The organism is Salinisphaera sp., from assembly GCF_035690525.1.
Classification (GTDB): domain Bacteria; phylum Pseudomonadota; class Gammaproteobacteria; order Nevskiales; family Salinisphaeraceae; genus Salinisphaera.
This window is the reverse complement of record NZ_DASSKM010000161.1, coordinates 25,970-40,912: the sequence shown is the minus strand read 5'-3', so window position 1 is coordinate 40,912 and position 14,943 is coordinate 25,970. Positions and strand designations below refer to the sequence as shown.

The 14,943-nt window shown below is 63.1% G+C and carries 12 protein-coding genes and 1 pseudogene; 8 read left to right on the top strand and 5 right to left on the bottom strand.

The annotated features are described in order from the left end of the window. Window positions 1-172, top strand: a pseudogene (locus VFJ08_RS15780) (IS630 family transposase); the annotation flags it as partial. A gap of 114 nt (window positions 173-286) precedes the next feature. On the opposite strand, the gene VFJ08_RS12680 reads toward VFJ08_RS15780, so the two are convergent. Continuing rightward, a complete protein-coding gene (locus VFJ08_RS12680; protein ID WP_324997583.1) occupies window positions 287-934 on the bottom strand; it encodes a GNAT family protein in 648 nt (215 codons plus the stop codon). Between the two features lie 298 nt (window positions 935-1,232). On the opposite strand from VFJ08_RS12680, the gene fmdA reads away from it, so the two are divergent. The 3 genes from fmdA (at window position 1,233) to pdeM (ending at window position 3,739) form a co-directional block, all read left to right on the top strand. Continuing rightward, a complete protein-coding gene (gene fmdA, locus VFJ08_RS12675; RefSeq protein ID WP_324997582.1) occupies window positions 1,233-2,465 on the top strand; it encodes a formamidase in 1,233 nt (410 codons plus the stop codon). Between the two features lie 9 nt (window positions 2,466-2,474). Further along, entirely contained in the window at window positions 2,475-2,795 is a 321-nt protein-coding gene (locus VFJ08_RS12670) for a zinc ribbon domain-containing protein (protein ID WP_324997581.1), read from the top strand. 260 nt (window positions 2,796-3,055) lie between these two features. Then, the gene (pdeM, locus tag VFJ08_RS12665) at window positions 3,056-3,739 is read left to right on the top strand and encodes a ligase-associated DNA damage response endonuclease PdeM (protein ID WP_324997580.1); all 684 of its coding nucleotides are present in this window, start codon (window positions 3,056-3,058) and stop codon (window positions 3,737-3,739) included. Window positions 3,740-3,970: 231 nt separating this feature from the next. Here the strand turns inward: pdeM and VFJ08_RS12660 are convergent, their stop codons facing one another. Both VFJ08_RS12660 and VFJ08_RS12655 read right to left on the bottom strand, forming a co-directional pair. After that, complete coding sequence (locus VFJ08_RS12660) at window positions 3,971-7,393, bottom strand: glucodextranase DOMON-like domain-containing protein (RefSeq protein WP_324997579.1); 3,423 nt, start codon at window positions 7,391-7,393, stop codon at window positions 3,971-3,973. A gap of 125 nt (window positions 7,394-7,518) precedes the next feature. Further along, entirely contained in the window at window positions 7,519-8,136 is a 618-nt protein-coding gene (locus tag VFJ08_RS12655; protein ID WP_324997584.1) for a PEP-CTERM sorting domain-containing protein, read from the bottom strand. 399 nt (window positions 8,137-8,535) lie between these two features. On the opposite strand from VFJ08_RS12655, the gene djlA reads away from it, so the two are divergent. Then, complete coding sequence (gene djlA, locus VFJ08_RS12650) at window positions 8,536-9,327, top strand: co-chaperone DjlA (RefSeq protein WP_349257005.1); 792 nt, start codon at window positions 8,536-8,538, stop codon at window positions 9,325-9,327. On the opposite strand, the gene VFJ08_RS12645 is transcribed toward djlA, so the two are convergent. After that, window positions 9,320-10,213: a LysR substrate-binding domain-containing protein gene (locus tag VFJ08_RS12645; protein WP_324997577.1), complete on the bottom strand. Its 894-nt coding sequence runs from the start codon at window positions 10,211-10,213 to the stop codon at window positions 9,320-9,322. The two genes, djlA and VFJ08_RS12645, sit on opposite strands and share 8 nt — an antisense overlap. A 153-nt stretch (window positions 10,214-10,366) precedes the next feature. On the opposite strand from VFJ08_RS12645, the gene wrbA reads away from it, so the two are divergent. The 3 genes from wrbA (at window position 10,367) to VFJ08_RS12630 (ending at window position 12,927) form a co-directional block, all read left to right on the top strand. After that, window positions 10,367-10,969 carry an NAD(P)H:quinone oxidoreductase gene (gene wrbA, locus VFJ08_RS12640; protein WP_324997576.1) on the top strand — a complete coding sequence of 201 codons (603 nt, stop codon included), beginning with the start codon at window positions 10,367-10,369 and terminating at the stop codon, window positions 10,967-10,969. A gap of 83 nt (window positions 10,970-11,052) precedes the next feature. Continuing rightward, window positions 11,053-11,649, top strand: a complete 597-nt coding sequence (locus VFJ08_RS12635) for a nitroreductase family protein (RefSeq protein ID WP_324997575.1) — start codon at window positions 11,053-11,055, stop codon at window positions 11,647-11,649. Between the two features lie 282 nt (window positions 11,650-11,931). Beyond that, a complete protein-coding gene (locus VFJ08_RS12630; RefSeq protein WP_324997574.1) occupies window positions 11,932-12,927 on the top strand; it encodes a glycine betaine ABC transporter substrate-binding protein in 996 nt (331 codons plus the stop codon). A gap of 75 nt (window positions 12,928-13,002) precedes the next feature. Here VFJ08_RS12630 and VFJ08_RS12625 read toward each other — a convergent pair whose 3' ends face one another. After that, window positions 13,003-14,613 carry a BCCT family transporter gene (locus VFJ08_RS12625; RefSeq protein WP_324997573.1) on the bottom strand — a complete coding sequence of 537 codons (1,611 nt, stop codon included), beginning with the start codon at window positions 14,611-14,613 and terminating at the stop codon, window positions 13,003-13,005. Window positions 14,614-14,943 lie beyond the last annotated feature (330 nt).

Here is a 14,943-nt window from a genome sequence, read left to right as displayed (position 1 = left end):
CAACCCGGCCGAAAACGTCTGGCAATATCTGCGCCAGACCTACCTGGGCAACCGCGTCTTTCAGGACTACACCGACATCGTCGACCGAGTCTGTCAGGCGTGGCGCGCGTTGCTCGACGAGCCCGGCCGGATTACGTCGATCACTCAGCGCGGCTGGGCTGATGTCGGATAGTGTTTTTGCAGGTTGGTATTATTCCTTTTGGACAAAGGTTTACGCACACGGCGGACGGGCTGGGTTGTCTTGACCTTTATACGGCGTCGGCGATCGGCCGGGTCGTGAAAGAGGTCATTCGCCTGTGCCGGTTTGGACATCGGGTCGTTGCGTGAGCGTGCTGAGCTTTCGTCGTTGGTGCCCGTCGGCGTCGAAATTTGCCGGGTCGAGCCAGGCTTGAAAACAAGCGTTCAGGCGCGGCCATTCGGTGTCGATGACCGAATACCACGCCGTATCGCGGTTGCGTTGTTTATAGGTCGTGGCCTGGCGAAAGACGCCTTCGAAGACGAATCCCAACCGTTCGGCGGCACGCCTGGAGGCCGCGTTCAGCGCGTCGCATTTCCACTCGACGCGCCGATAGCCCAACTCGAACGCGTGCTTCATCATCAAGACGATCGCTTCGGTGGCGGCGCGTGTCTGTTTGAGTGCATCGGCGTAATGGATATGGCCGATTTCGAGCGTGCCGTCGGCCGGTTGAATACGCAGATAACCGGCCACGCCGAGCGGGCGGTCCGTCCGTCGCTCGACGATGGCATAAAACAGCGGATCGCCGCCTCGCGCGTTTTCCCGGATCCAGCCCGAATAGGCCGCGGCGGAAGCGAACGGGCCGTAGGCCAGATAGGTCCAACTCGGTGCGTCGTCGCCGGCGTGATAAGCCGCGATCAGGGGCGCGGCGTGCCGGGCGGCATCGAGCGGTTCGAGACGACAATAGTCGCCGCTCAAGGCCTGTCCTTGCGGTGATTTGGGCGCCTGCCAATTTCCCAAGCCGAAGCCGACTGGCTGATCATGGTGGTTTGTTTTCATTTGCCAACACCCCGCGGCTTGCCGCGGGCACCTTCTTATTCGCACGATGACAGGCTGTCTGCTGCACCGACAGCCCTAGGTGTGACCTGGGGCTGATCCCAAGCAGCTTACGCCACCGGGCCTATTGTCGGCTGGCAACCTACGGTTAAGGCTGAAATAAACCAACGGCCGCAGCGAAGCCGCCGGCCCAGCCATTATCCGCCACGTGGAGCCCGCCATGACCGACACCTTGATCGAGGTCGATCTCGACACCCCCGCCACCGAAAACTCCCAGGTGCACAACCGTTGGCACCCGGACATTCCGATGGCGGCCTGGGTCGAGCCCGGCGCCGACTTTGTCCTCGAGACCTACGACTGGACCTCGGGGGCGATCGGCAACAACGACGACGCCTCGGACGTGCGCGACCTGGATCTGTCGATCGTCCACTATCTGTCCGGCCCGGTCGGCGTGAAGGGCGCCGAGTCCGGCGATCTGCTGGTGGTCGACCTGCTCGATCTAGGCGCCAAGCCGGAAGCGCCCTGGGGCTTCAACGGCGTTTTTGCAAAGCACAACGGCGGCGGCTTTCTCACCGAGCATTACCCGCGCGCCCAAAAAACCATCTGGGATTTTCATGGCCTGTACACGAGCTCGCGCCACGTGCCCGGCGTGGAGTTCATCGGCCTGATCCACCCGGGTCTGATCGGCTGCCTGCCCAGCCGCGAGCTGCTGGAGACCTGGAATAAGCGCGAAAAGGCGCTGGTCGACTCCGACCCGGACCACGTGCCGCCGCTGGCGACCTTGCCGGTGGCCGAGACCGCGCATATGGGCGCGATGACCGGCGACGCCCGCAACCAGGCCGCCGCCGAGGGCGCGCGCACCGTGCCGCCGCGCGAGCACGGCGGCAACGTCGATATCAAGGACCTCTCGCGCGGCTCCAAGATCTTCTTTCCGATCTATGTCGACGGCGCCGGCCTGTCGGTGGGCGATCTGCACTTCAGCCAGGGCGACGGCGAGATCACCTTCTGCGGCGCCATCGAGATGGCCGGCGGCTGGGTGCACATGAAGGTCGATCTGATCAAAAACGGCATGGCGAAATACGGCGTGTCCTCGCCGATCTTCAAGCCCAGCCCGATCGTGCCGAACTACCAGGACTACTTGATCTTCGAGGGCATCTCGGTCGACGAATCGGGCCGACAGCATTATCTCGACGCTAACGTCGCTTACCGCCAGGCCTGCCTGAACGCCATCGAGTACCTGAAAAAATTCGGCTACTCCGGCGAACAAGCCTACTCGATTCTTGGCGTGGCCCCGGTCCAGGGCCATCTCAGCGGCGTGGTCGATATCCCCAACTCCTGCGCCACCCTCTGGATTCCCTCCGAAATCTTCGATTTCGATATCCACCCGGGCGCGGACGGCCCGATCCAACACATCGACGGCAGCGTCGACGTGCCTATCGCCGGCGACGCCTAGGAGCACGCCATGCCCGTTTACGAATATGCCTGCCGGGATTGCGGCTGTTTTAGCGCCATGCGGCCGATGGTCGAGCGGGACGCGCCCGCGGCCTGCCCGAATTGCGGCGCAACCGTCCCGCGCGTGCTTTCGGCGCCGAGGCTGGCGCTGGTGCCGCCCGGCGTGCGCCGCGCGCACGAGACCAACGAGCGCAGCGCGAACGCGCCGCTTACGGACCGGGCCTACGGCGGCGGCCACCCGCAAGGCTGTGGCTGTGGCTGCGGCAAGCGCGCGCCGGCCGGCGTCCGCAGGGCGGGCGCTGCTCAGCGGCCTTGGATGCTCAGCCACTAAAGCAAACGTTCAAGGGGTGTGGCTGCTGGTGCACGACGCACGGCTTGCGTTCCTTTAAGAAAAGAACAAGTCCACAAATAAAAGCAATGTACGAAAAATAAAGAAAATTTGTTTTCATTTGCGTTTTTTCGCGTTCATTTGCGGACTGTTTTCATCTTCCTTTTGCATCCTTGTTTTTACATGTTGGTATAAGTGTTTGACTTGCATCAAGCGATAATCTGTAGGCTTTATTTGTGCTTTTGCGGGCCGCCAAAAAGCATATGACGCCAAACGCCGAACTGAATTTGGCCGGCGAGCGGCTGGTGCTGCGTGCAGACCACAGTCTGTTCTGGCCGGCCGGCGCGACGCTGTTTGTGGCCGATACGCATTTCGGCAAGGGCGGCGTGTTTCGGCGCCAGGGCGTGAACGTGCCGGCGGGTACGACCGAAGCCGATCTGGCTCGGCTGGAACGGGCGCTACGCGAGACCGGCGCGCGGCGTTTGATCGTGCTCGGTGACTTCGTGCACGCGCCGCCGGCCTGCGACGAACCCTGGCTGGCGCGGTTCGCGGACTGGCGCGCTCGTCATGCGGGAATCGACATCGTGGTTATCCGCGGAAACCATGACCGGATGCGCGAGTTGCCGATCGATCTCGGGGTCGATTTTCTGACCGGCTCACGAGTGACCGGGCCCTTCGTATGCCGGCACGAGCCGGCATACGACACCCGCGGGCCGGTTCTGGCTGGGCATATTCATCCGGCCGTGCGGCTCGCCGATGGCAGCGAGTGCGTGCGTTGCCCGGTGTTTTGGCGTTATGCCGGCGGGTTGGTGCTGCCGGCGTTCTGCAGTTTCGCCGGCGGCGGCCGGATCAATCCGGCCGTGGGCGATCGCATGTTCGCCGTCGGTGCCGGCGAGGTCGTCGAAGTCGGGCTTTCGAGGCCCGAACGGGCGACTCGACAGGGCTAATGGGAATCGCGGCCCGGCATCGGCCGGGCCGCGGTCTCCGACACGCGTGATCGATTATTACTCCGGCACCAAAACAGCTGAAACATCAGCTGTTTTCAACGCACCCGAAAATCAAGGCCGGCACATGTCCGTCCTTGATTTTCAAGTGCTTCGCGGCCGATGGCCGCGGCGAGCACGCGCTTGCGTACTCGCGCTATTAACCCGGCATGAAGGTATTTTCATGCCGGGTTATTAGCCACCGGATACCGGCACGCCAGCCACCGTCGCCCGGCCGGTGCTGTTTTGGAGCGGATTCAGTTCCTGTGATTGGCTGACGCCAGCGGGTGTGAACACGTCGAGGGCTTTGGGCGCCGCCGAGGGATCGAGCGCGCATAGCGGCTTCGCCACCGCGTTCGACGTACAGACGCCGAATCGATAAGGCTGCGGTGTCGCGGCGAAAGCACGCGCCTGATCGGGGCGCGTGCCGTCCTGGCCCGTCAGTACCGCCGCGATCTTCCAGCCTACTCCCGGGGCGCCGCCCAGGGCCGATTTCGGAACCGTGACGGTAATGGTGTTGGCACTTTGACTGGTGCTCACGCTGACCTGACCCGAAACCGTGTTGCCTTGCGCATCTTCGAGTACGGGGTTAGCAAACCCCTGGATTTCGATCCGCCGGCTCCAGGCTGAATCGCTCGCAATGGCGTAATTGCGGCTCGGATGGGCGGCGGCCGTTGAAAAAGCGTTCGCGGCCGGGTTGCGGATATAAATATCGAGCAATTGAGCGCCGATCACGTTGCCGAAAGTCGGCTCGATCTGGCGCAGCTTAAAGCGAAATATCACCCGCGAATCGTCGTTATATACCGACAAATGCGTCAGATCGAACGAGCCCGGCGTGAAATCGGACGCGGTCGGATAACCGTAGGTGCCGGGCCCGTTGTCGTCGCCCTCGGGATCGCTCACGTCGAGCACCTTTTGTCCCGAGATCGCCTGGGAATCGACGCTGACCTGGGCATAGCCGGTGGCGCCTTCGGTTGCGGCCGCCGCGGTGATCACGTCGGTTCCCAGCGGGGTCGGCAGCGAGGCGGAAAAAGCGCCGTCGGCATTCGCGGTGACGGCGACCTCCCGGCCGCTTCCCGTGCTCGTGTTCCATGACTGGATCGTGACTTCGGCGCCCGGCCGGGTGCGGCCCGTGACCGTCGTGTTTTCGTTATTCACGCTGGCTTGGTCGTCTGGCGCGTTCAAGGCGACCGTCAACTCCGATGGCCGGAACACCAGGTAGCGATTGGCGACCGCCGACGGCTGTTCGACCGGTTCGCCCTTGGCCACGGCCGGGATGAGCCGGAGTAGCTGGGCCTGGGCCCAGGTTAGCGGCGCGGCCGAGCCGGCCGGCCCGCCGTTTTGGTAGCCGATCGAGGCGGTGGTCGGATCGGCACCGTAGGCCGAGGCCGGCAGATCGGGATTTTCCCACGTCTGTTCGGGCACCAAACCAATACCGGATGACATACGCAGCATCGTCAGCAGTCGTTGGGCCGCGGCTTTCGGGTTGCCGGTTTGTAGTTCGTATTCCGCTCGTTCACCCGCGAGTACCGGCCAGATATGCCCCGAGCCGTGGTTGCTGGGCGGCCAGGGCGAGCCGGACGGCGAGCACTGCGTCGGGTCGGGTTCCCAGCAGTCGCCGTAACCGTCTTCCGTACCTTCGGCGTCGGTGCCGTAGCGGTAGAAAGTGGCGCCGTTGTCGGTATCGATTTCGAGAATCCGATCGACGATGTTAAGCGATTGCGCGACGGTCGGATCGTTGGCCGGCAGTTCGCCGAGCCGTGTGAGCTCCAAAAAGCCGGCGTCCACCACCGTGCGCTGGTCTGCGTCGATGCTGCCGTTGCCGAGGTTATAGGTGGTGCCGGCATTGGGATCGCCGTTTTTCGACAGGCGCAGGAAATAATGGCCACTGCCGTACGGTCCGTTGTCGGTCACGGTCCAGGCCTTGACCGAGCGCTGGTAATAATCGGCGGTGGCTCGATACAGCCGTGCCGATGCCGGGTCGTGATTGTTGTCGGCAATCTCGGCGGCCGCGACCAGGCCGGCGATCTCGGCAGCGATCGTCGAGGGCGAATAGCCGCTCTGCTCTTCCCAGCGCTCCAGCCCGAAGGCGGGGCCGTGCGCGACCAGATAATCCGCGGCGGGCTTGATATGGTCTTGATACAGCTGCGAATCGTGACCCAGACCGGCTTGCAGCGCCATTAGAATCGGATCCGCCGTTTCGTCGAGCTGGATGCCCCCGGTGTCCGGCGCCGGTTGGCCGTTGAGCAGCGAGTTTCGCGGCAGGTGGCCGTCGGCCAGCTGTTGCCGCTCGAACAGAAAGCGCACCGTGTCTTTCGCGGTCGCGATGTCCCCGGCGGCGAGCAGGCCGGTGAACGCTTCGTACAGATCGCGCGAAAACACTTCGCGGTACGAACCGAAATAGACCGGTTGACCGTTGACCACCGAGCCGGCCGCCACGGCCTGGCCCCAAGGGCTGGCTAACGAAGCGACGACCGCGCCGGGAAATGTTTTGTCTTCGCTGGCCTTGAGAACGTTGGCCGATAACCAGTAGGCGCTCACCAGCTTGCGGCTCTGGATGAAATTCAGGCCCGGAAAATGTGAAGGGGGCTGATTAAGGCTACGATCGTAGGCGCGCCATCCGGCGAGATATTGCTGGTAGATACGGGCAAAGGGCCTGCTCAGGCTGGCGCCCGCGGTATCGATCGCGGCCTCCGGGGTTTGGCCGAAGCCGAGCGCGAGCGTGAACTTGCCGTTGGCCGGTACGTCGATCCGGGCCGTCTGCACGACATTGCCCGATTGCGCGCTCTGATAGTGCGAGGTTAGCCGTCCGCTGTCGTCAAGCTGCGTCAGACCGTCGCTTGGGGTGCCGACAAAACCGCTTTCGGTAGCCAGAAACGGACGGTCGGCGCGCAGCGCCCCGGCAAGCGGCACCGCGTAATCGCGATTGGCGGCCTGGCTTTGTGGCGTCAGGTCCGAGGACACGAGCGCCATACGCGTCGAAAACGCGGAATCGGCGCCGCCGTTGGCTTGCCCGCCGCCGCCATTGCCGTTGATCGTGGCGTTGTAACGCACGTATACCTTGTAATTGTCGAAATCCTGGCGATCGACATCGAGCGGCTTGAAGCGGGTATGCATCACCACGCTGTCGCGCGCGGGATCCGTGATATAGGTCGTGATCAGACGGTAGCGGCCGCTTTTCGCCGTGTAGGTCACGCGGCAGGCCATGCCACTGCGGTCGGTGGCATTGATCGAATAGGTCATGTCGCGGCTTTGCAGGTCGGTGAAGCTCGAGCCGTCGGTGACGATGAACTGGAGAGACTTGAGATTGGTGTTGTCGATCGTCGGGCTGTAGACATCCGACAACATGCCGTCGGCGATCGTATACCAGACCTTCGACGTATCGTTGCGGGCGGTGCCGAGACAGTCTTTTCGGGCGAGGTCGAAATACGACATATCGCCCGGCGCGCCCGGCGCGGCGGCTGCGCTCGAAGCGAACAGGGCCGCGCCGGCCGCCTGCGCCGCGATTAGCGCGCCCGCGGTCAACCGCGCGACAGAGCGTTTTCCGGCCGAGCCGGCGCGCCCGTCGATCGAGCGCCGTGATGCGGCGGGATAACGGATCTGGATGGATCGATACATGGATGCTTCTCCCCGGGGCGATTTGTATTGGTTGTGTTCTGTTTATACTTGATCCGGCAACAAACAGCCGGCATGCCGGCTGTTTGCCGTGTTGTTGATGCTGGATGTCCGGCTCGAGGGGTGGGCTAAATGGTTTCGCCTTCGCTGCCGGCAGCATCTCGAAGACGCTCGGACCGACGCAACCAAAGCAGCGCCGTAATGAGACCGAGGGCGACCAGCCATAGAGATTGGGGCTCGGGGACGGTGGGTGTGGACGGGCCTGCCACATTACCCGGATGCACCGCCCAGGCGTGCAGGGCGGCGGATTTGGTATTGATGTCCTGAGCGCCGTAGCCGAAATCGAAAAGCCACGCGTAGTCGTCGGCGCCGGCCAAGGATGTGCCGGACCAGTAGAAATCGGAAAAGATATTCGTGAATTTCGCGTAGTTGTCGTTGTGAACGGCGTCTATCGAGCGATTCGCGGTGCCGCCGAGTACGTCGTAAAACAGCTTGCCCATTTCGCTGCCCGTGCAGCCGGTGCCCAACGATTGGCCGCCGAATTGCTGTGCGCAAGACGGGTCGGGCTGCAATGTCTTGGGCAGGCGCCAATCGGAAACGCCGCCGATCGTCAGGTCGCGCGCCCACGCGTTTGCCGCGGTCCAACTCATGGCCCCGTTGGCATTGGCGTCGGCCAGCCAGGTCAGGTCGGTTTCGCTATCATAATAAGCTTGATAATCCGTGCCGCCGGACGTGGCGGGCAGCACGCCGATCAAAGCGGCGTGAGCGGGCAATGCCGCTACCAGAGCCAGGCCGAGCGGCCCGATTATCTGCTTGATATACCGACGAATGAACATGCTCTCCTCCTTTTGACGCGCTCGGCGGCCTATGACGGCCCGTCGCTTATTGGCGAATGTTATGTGCAGCGAGCTCCCGGTTTGTCCAGGCAAGCCGCCGCGCCGTCGTCTCGCAACAATCAAACCAGAAAATAATCAATCCAAAAACAGCCGGTTAAATAGAATTGGTCGCTGGTAGATTGGAATCGTAAGAATTATCGACAGTTATCGGGTCGAATGGCCCAGATGGCGTCGGTTTTCTTGACAGCGCTTTCAGTGACCACAATGAATATTCGCCGCGGCCTGCCGAGGCCGGGTAGAATCGCGCGCATGTTGATCGCGATTATTGCCGGGGTGCTGATCGGCGCCTCGTTTATGGGTTTTGCCGGCGCGCTACTGGGCGGCGTGGTGGGCTATTGGGTTGCCCAGTTGCTGGCGATGGCTTTGCGGCGTGGCAATCTCGGCCGGATTCAGACCCAGTTCCTGGAATCCACGTTCGCCGTGATGGGCGCGTTGTGCAAGGCCGACGGGCAAGTCACGCGCGACGAGATTCGGGTAGCCGAGGAGCTGTTCACGCGGCTGCGTCTGTCGGACACCCAGAAGGACGATGCGCGGCGCGCGTTCAACCGCGGTAAGCAGGCCGATTTCGATCTCGACGGCGAAGTCGCCAAGTTCGTGCAGGTCGCGCGTGGCCAGCGCGCGCTGCACCAGATGTTCCTGCAGGTGCAGATCGCGGCGATCGCGGCCGACGGCAAGGTCAGTTCGGCCGAGCACGCCGCCCTCATGCGCGTGGCCCGCGGCCTGGGTCTGTCGGAAATGGAACTCCGCCAGCTCGAAGCCATGCTGGGCGCGCGCGGCGCGACCGGCGGCGACGGTATGGGCTCCAAGGCCGGCGTGTCGCCCGAGGATCAACTCAAGCAGGCCTACGATGTGTTGGGCGTATCGTCCGAGGCCGGCGATGCCGAGGTCAAAAAAGCCTATCGGCGTCAGATGAGCCAGAACCATCCGGACAAGCTCGCCTCCAAGGGCATGCCCGAAAGCATGCGCGAGATGGCCGAGCAGAAAACCCGCGAGATCGGCGCGGCCTACGAACGCATCCGCGAGGCGCGCGGTATCAGCTAGCGCCGGCGTCGCGGCCGAGCCGGTCGATAAACCATTGCAGGGCCCGGCCGCGTTCGCCGCGCCGCCAGAGCAGATAGGTCGCGCGGCGGGTCGGGCGCGCTTCGGTATTTAGCGCGATCAAGCGTCCCTCGGCCAGTGCGTCGGCTACCCAGGGCCGCGGGCAATAGCCGACACCGAGCCCGCGCTCGAGCGCCACGATCTTGGTGTGCATGTTCGACACGGTCAGTCGGGGTTGGCCGTCGATCAGATTGCCGCTGCGCGGAGCGAACTGGCGGGCGGTATCGGCCACCACCAGCGCGCGATGCGCCCGGATCGCATCATCGTCGAGCGGCTGTGGCGCGGCGGTCAGCGGATGACCGGGGGCGCAGCAGAATACGAACTCGATGTGCCCGAACGGCATGCGCCGGATGCCGGCATTGGCCGGCGGATCGGCGACGCCGATGGCCAGATCCACGCGCTCGTCGACCAGCGCTTCCCAGCCGCCGGCTAAGACCTCCTCGTTGATACGGACATTGATTGCCGGATATGCAACCGTGAATTCCGCGATCAGCGGCCACAAATCGGCCGGCTTTTGGGCGGCGTCCAGAGCGATTTTGAGCTCGGGCTCCCAATGATCGGCCTGACGCCGGGCGGCGGCCGCCAGTTCGCGGCTGGCTACGAGAATATGCCGGCCTTCGTCGACCAATAGCCGGCCGGCCGGCGTGAGCACCGCGCGGTGGCCGGCCCGGTCGAACACGCGAATGCCGAGCTCGGTTTCGAGCTGATTGACGGTGTAAGAAATCGCCGAGGGCACACGATACAACGAGGCCGCGGCGGCCGCGAAACTGCCGTGCCGATCGATCGCGTCGAGCACCTCGAGCGCTTCCAGTCGGACCGATTCGCTCATTCGGCCAATCGTTCAGTAATTTTGAACAACTATGCCAGAAAGCAGCGCTATACGGGCGCCGGACGGCGCGTTAGTCTCGACATGGTTGCAATCGGCATGGCCGGTTGAATTTGTTTGAACGACATCGAGGCCGACAGCGGCCAAGGAATTCGTATGAAAAAAATTCTGGTGCTCTACTATTCCATGTACGGTCATATCGAGACCATGGCGAACGCGGTGGTCGAAGGCGCGGAGTCGGTCGAGGGCGTCGAGGTCGATCTGCGGCGCGTGCCGGAAACCATGAGCGCAGAGGCGCTGGAGGCCGCCGGCGCCAAGACCGATCAGGCCGCGCCGCTGTCCGAGCCGACAGAGCTCGCCGACTACGACGCCATCATCTTCGGCTCGCCCACCCGTTTCGGCAACATGGCCGGCCAGATGCGGACCTTTCTCGACCAGACCGGCAGTCTCTGGGGCAACGGCGGGCTCGTGAACAAGCTCGGCAGCGCGTTCACATCGAGCGCGACCGGCGCCGGCAACGAGACCACCATCACCTCGATCTGGAACACGCTCGCTCATCACGGCATGCTGATCGTGCCGCTTGACTACGCCGGCGCCCAGGAGCTGTTCGATATTTCCGAGCTGCGCGGCGGCTCGCCCTACGGCGCGTCGACCTATGCCGGCGGCGACGGCTCGCGCCAGCCCTCGGACAAGGAGCTGTCGATCGCCCGCTATCAGGGCGAGAAGGTCGCTCGCCTGGCCACCCGGTTTTCCGGCTGACGGTCGCGCCCAGGTCTGTGCCAAGATGAACCCGCTCGCGGCCGGTGTCGCCGGTCGCGTCGAGTCGCCACCGGAGTGAACGCATGATAAAGACCGCCGCCGTCGATTATCCGATCCAAAATCTGCTGGCCGTACGCTGGAGCCCTTATGTCTTTAGCGAACGGCCGGTGCCGGCCGAAGATCTGCGCTCGCTGTTCGAGGCCGCGCGCTGGGCGCCGTCGAGCTACAACGAACAGCCGTGGCGGTTCATCGTCGGCCGGCGTGGCCAGGGGGATGTGCACGCTCGTATCCTGGACTGTCTGACCGAGCCGAACCAGAAATGGGCGCAGCGTGCGCCGGTGCTGGCGCTGGGAATCGTGGTCAAGGAGTTCATACGCAACGGCAACCCGAACAAGGCCGCGGTGCACGATCTCGGGCTGGCGGCGGGCAATCTGCTGGTCGAGGCCACGGCGCGGGGCCTGCACGTGCACCAGATGATCGGCCTCGACCCCGAAGCCGCCCGTAGCGCGTTTTCCATCCCGATGAACGCCGAAGCGATCACCGCGATCGCGATCGGCTACGCGGACAAGAGCGGCGCGGGCGATCCGGCGCTGGCCGAGCGCGACGCCGGTGCGCGCGAGCGGCGGCCGATCTCCGAGTTCGTGTTCGGCGACCGGTTCGGCGAGAGCGCGGCGTTATAGCGCTTGCCCGACCGGGTCATTCGGGATGATTGACGGGCTGTGCCGGCGGCAAAAACACGTTTGGCCGTTTGTCGTCGACGCCTTCGCAAATCTCGAATAGACCATAAATCAAATGCCTTTCGACCCCGCGGCATGAAACCGCGCGGGCGTGAATCCGGCGCTTTGAGCCCGTCAGGGCGAGGCGGCCGTTGCGCGACGTGTCGGGGCAGGCCCGGACTGGATTGGAGATTATTTAAAGCCTAGTATCGATGACAAGCATGGGAGAATAGAAAAGGCGATACCATGGCGGACCATACCGAGTATAGGCAGAAAAAGCGGCGTGGCGGCTTTGCGATCGGTCGCCGCGATTTTTTGAAGTGGAGCGGCTGCCTTTCGGGGGGCGTGTTGCTGGGTAGCGCCGGCGTTGGCCGCGCCTTGGCGGCGGCCAAGGGCAAGACGTTGACGATCGGCAATATCGGTTGGGACGAGGACGTCGCGCTCGCCTACCTGACCAAGGTCATTCTCGAAAACGAACTCGGCTACCAGCACGTGACCGTCGCCAAGCACGCGGTGGGCGACCTGTTCAAGGGCGTTGCCGACGGCTCGCTCGATGCGTTTCAGGATGTATGGCTGCCCAGAACCCATCGGGCCTATTGGGAGCAGTACGGCGATAAGGTGGCGAAGCTGGGCCCCTGGTATACAGGCCCGGCTAATCTCGGTTTGACGGTGCCGGACTATGTGCCGGCGAAGAGCATTGCCGACCTGCCCGCATATAAGGAGCAATTCGGGGGCCGGATCGTTGGTATAGAACCGGGGGCGGGCGAGATGAAAATCGTCGAGAACAAGGTCGTCCCCGGCTATCATCTCGACGACTATCAATTGGTTTCATCGACGACGCCGAAAATGCTCGCCGAACTGGATCAGGCGGTGCGGGATCAACGGCCCATCGTGGTGACGCTATACAAGCCGCACTGGGCATTCAGCGTCTATCGGATCCGCTATCTCGAAGATCCCAAGGGGTTGATCAGCGGCCACAACGAGCACCTGTACAGCATAGTCCGACAGAACCTCAAGCACGACAAACCGGACGCTTACGCGTTTCTGAACGCGATCCGATTTACGCCGAGCCAGTTGGGGCAACTGGAGTTGGCGATCAACGCGGCGAGGACGCCCGAGGACGGCGTCGAAGACTGGCTCAGCGGCAACGGCGCGTTTCAGTCGGGCAGTCGGAACAGCGTGAATCGGCAACTCGTCCGGCCATGGGTCGAGGCCGCCAAACGCGCGCGCAGACAAGCCTGAGTAGCAGAATATGCTTCGAGCTTCGAGGTCGCCGCCGCCGGCCCGCAAGTAGGCCGGCGGTCAGACGAGGGGCTTTCAAGCGCTTCTACGTTCTTCCTCGGCCTGTTTTGTGCGGCCGCTGCTTCCTTGTTGCCGAGCCCCGCGAACCGGCTGGCTGGTCTCCTCGTTCATGGCGCGCATAAGCGCATAGCACATAATAAGTAGCACGACACAGAACGGCAGGCCGGTGGTGACTGCCGCTGTTTGCAGCGCGCTTAAAGGATCGGCGCTACCGCCCAGCGTTCCGGCGATCAGCAGCACGGCGGCGACCACGCCTTCCATGATTGCCCAGAACAGGCGCTGTTGCCAGATGGGGTTGGGATCGCCCCCGTTGGTGAGGATATCGACCACCAGCGAACCGGAGTCCGACGAGGTGGCAAAGAACAGGGCCACCACGACGATGGCGGTCACCCCGGCAATAATGGATATGATGTTGGGCACCGACAGCTGTTGTAGCACCACGAAAATCGCCTGCGGCGCGCTGGCGCTCATCAGGGCCTTGTCGACGCCGTTGAGTACGCTGTGCAGCGCCGTGCGGCCGAAGATGACGAACCAGACGATGGAGGCCCCGCTGGGAATCAACAGCGTGCCCAGAATGAACTTGCGGATCGTGTAGCCGTAGGAAATACGGGCGATGAACAGCCCCACGAACGGCGACCAGGAAATCCACCAGCCCCAGTAGAACAGCGTCCACGCTTTCTGAAACTCGGTGCCCTCTTTGCTGGTGAACATGTTCAGGCTGGTCTGCGGCAGATGCTGTATGTAGTAGCCGGTGTCGTTCATGAGGTTCGACAGCAGATAGATCTTCGGCCCCACCAGGAATACGAAAAGGCCGAGGGCGATCGCCAGCCACATATTGATCACCGAGAGCCGCCGGATACCGGCGTCCACCCCGAGCATGACACTCGCGATGGCGATCATTTCAATCACCACGATGACCAGTATCTCGGTGCCGAGGCCGCCGGGCAGGCTGAACAGGGTATGCAGCCCGGCCGCGATCTGGTGCGCGCCCAGCCCGATCGAGGTCGCCAGGCCGAACAGGGTGCCGAACACCGCCAGGATATCGATGGCATGCCCGATAGGGCCGTAGATACGGTCGCCGATCAGCGGATAAAGAGCCGAGGCGGGTTTGAGCGGCAAACCGCGCCGATAAGAAAAGTAGCCCAGCGCCAGTCCGAGCACAATGTAAATGGCCCAAGGCTGCAGGCACCAATGAAAGAACGTGTAGTTCATGGCGACCTGGGCGGCGTGTGCCGTGCCGCCCTCGCCCACGGGCGGGTTCTTGAAATGCATGAGGGGCTCGGACACGCCGTAATAGACCAGCCCGATACCCATCCCGCAGGTGAACATCATCGACACCCACGACCAGGTATCGAATTCCGGCTTCGAGTCGTCCGGCCCCAGACGCAGATTGCCCCAGCGGCTGAGGGCGACGAAGATCACAAACACCAAAAAGAAAGCGGTGCTGCCCACGTACAACCAGCCGAAGTCGGACGTGATGAAATTCAATATCGCGTTGGCGATATCACTGAATTGCGACGGGAAAACCGCCGCCAATACCACCAAGGCGATCATGGCCACGCCGGAAACGAGGAACACCGGCGGATTGGTGTGCTCGTTGAGATAAGCTCGGATGCGTTGTTGCATTGGCGGGCAACCCCGTGGTTGGCAGTTCTAAATCGTTTGGACGTCGATCGATATGCAGCCTCTTACGCCGGTTCGCCGCGCCGGGCGAGGGACGTAGGCTGGCGGACGACTCCCTGAAGCGTAAACGGCGCTTGCAGCTTATGAACCCTGCACGAATATTGCGTGCATTTACCGGAACTGTCGCCGGATATTGCCGCCGGTCGATCGTGTTAACTCGACGCTTCGGCTTACTTGTGGGCTCATCCAAAAAAATACTAACATGAATCGCACGGCGGGGTCCGTGGTCCATTCGAGCGAACGGATCATTCGATCCCGGCTGCGGCTATCGCG

What these genes read in the sequence shown, in the direction of transcription:
- pdeM (WP_324997580.1), top strand. Translation starts at nt 3,056, where the DNA reads ATGACGCCAAACGCCGAACTGAATTTGGCCGGCGAGCGGCTGGTGCTG.
- VFJ08_RS12635 (WP_324997575.1), top strand. Translation starts at nt 11,053, where the DNA reads ATGATAAAGACCGCCGCCGTCGATTATCCGATCCAAAATCTGCTGGCC.
- djlA (WP_349257005.1), top strand. Translation starts at nt 8,536, where the DNA reads ATGTTGATCGCGATTATTGCCGGGGTGCTGATCGGCGCCTCGTTTATG.
- wrbA (WP_324997576.1), top strand. Translation starts at nt 10,367, where the DNA reads ATGAAAAAAATTCTGGTGCTCTACTATTCCATGTACGGTCATATCGAG.
- fmdA (WP_324997582.1), top strand. Translation starts at nt 1,233, where the DNA reads ATGACCGACACCTTGATCGAGGTCGATCTCGACACCCCCGCCACCGAA.
- VFJ08_RS12670 (WP_324997581.1), top strand. Translation starts at nt 2,475, where the DNA reads ATGCCCGTTTACGAATATGCCTGCCGGGATTGCGGCTGTTTTAGCGCC.
- VFJ08_RS12630 (WP_324997574.1), top strand. Translation starts at nt 11,932, where the DNA reads ATGGCGGACCATACCGAGTATAGGCAGAAAAAGCGGCGTGGCGGCTTT.
- VFJ08_RS12625 (WP_324997573.1), bottom strand. Translation starts at nt 14,613, where the DNA reads ATGCAACAACGCATCCGAGCTTATCTCAACGAGCACACCAATCCGCCG.
- VFJ08_RS12645 (WP_324997577.1), bottom strand. Translation starts at nt 10,213, where the DNA reads ATGAGCGAATCGGTCCGACTGGAAGCGCTCGAGGTGCTCGACGCGATC.
- VFJ08_RS12660 (WP_324997579.1), bottom strand. Translation starts at nt 7,393, where the DNA reads ATGTATCGATCCATCCAGATCCGTTATCCCGCCGCATCACGGCGCTCG.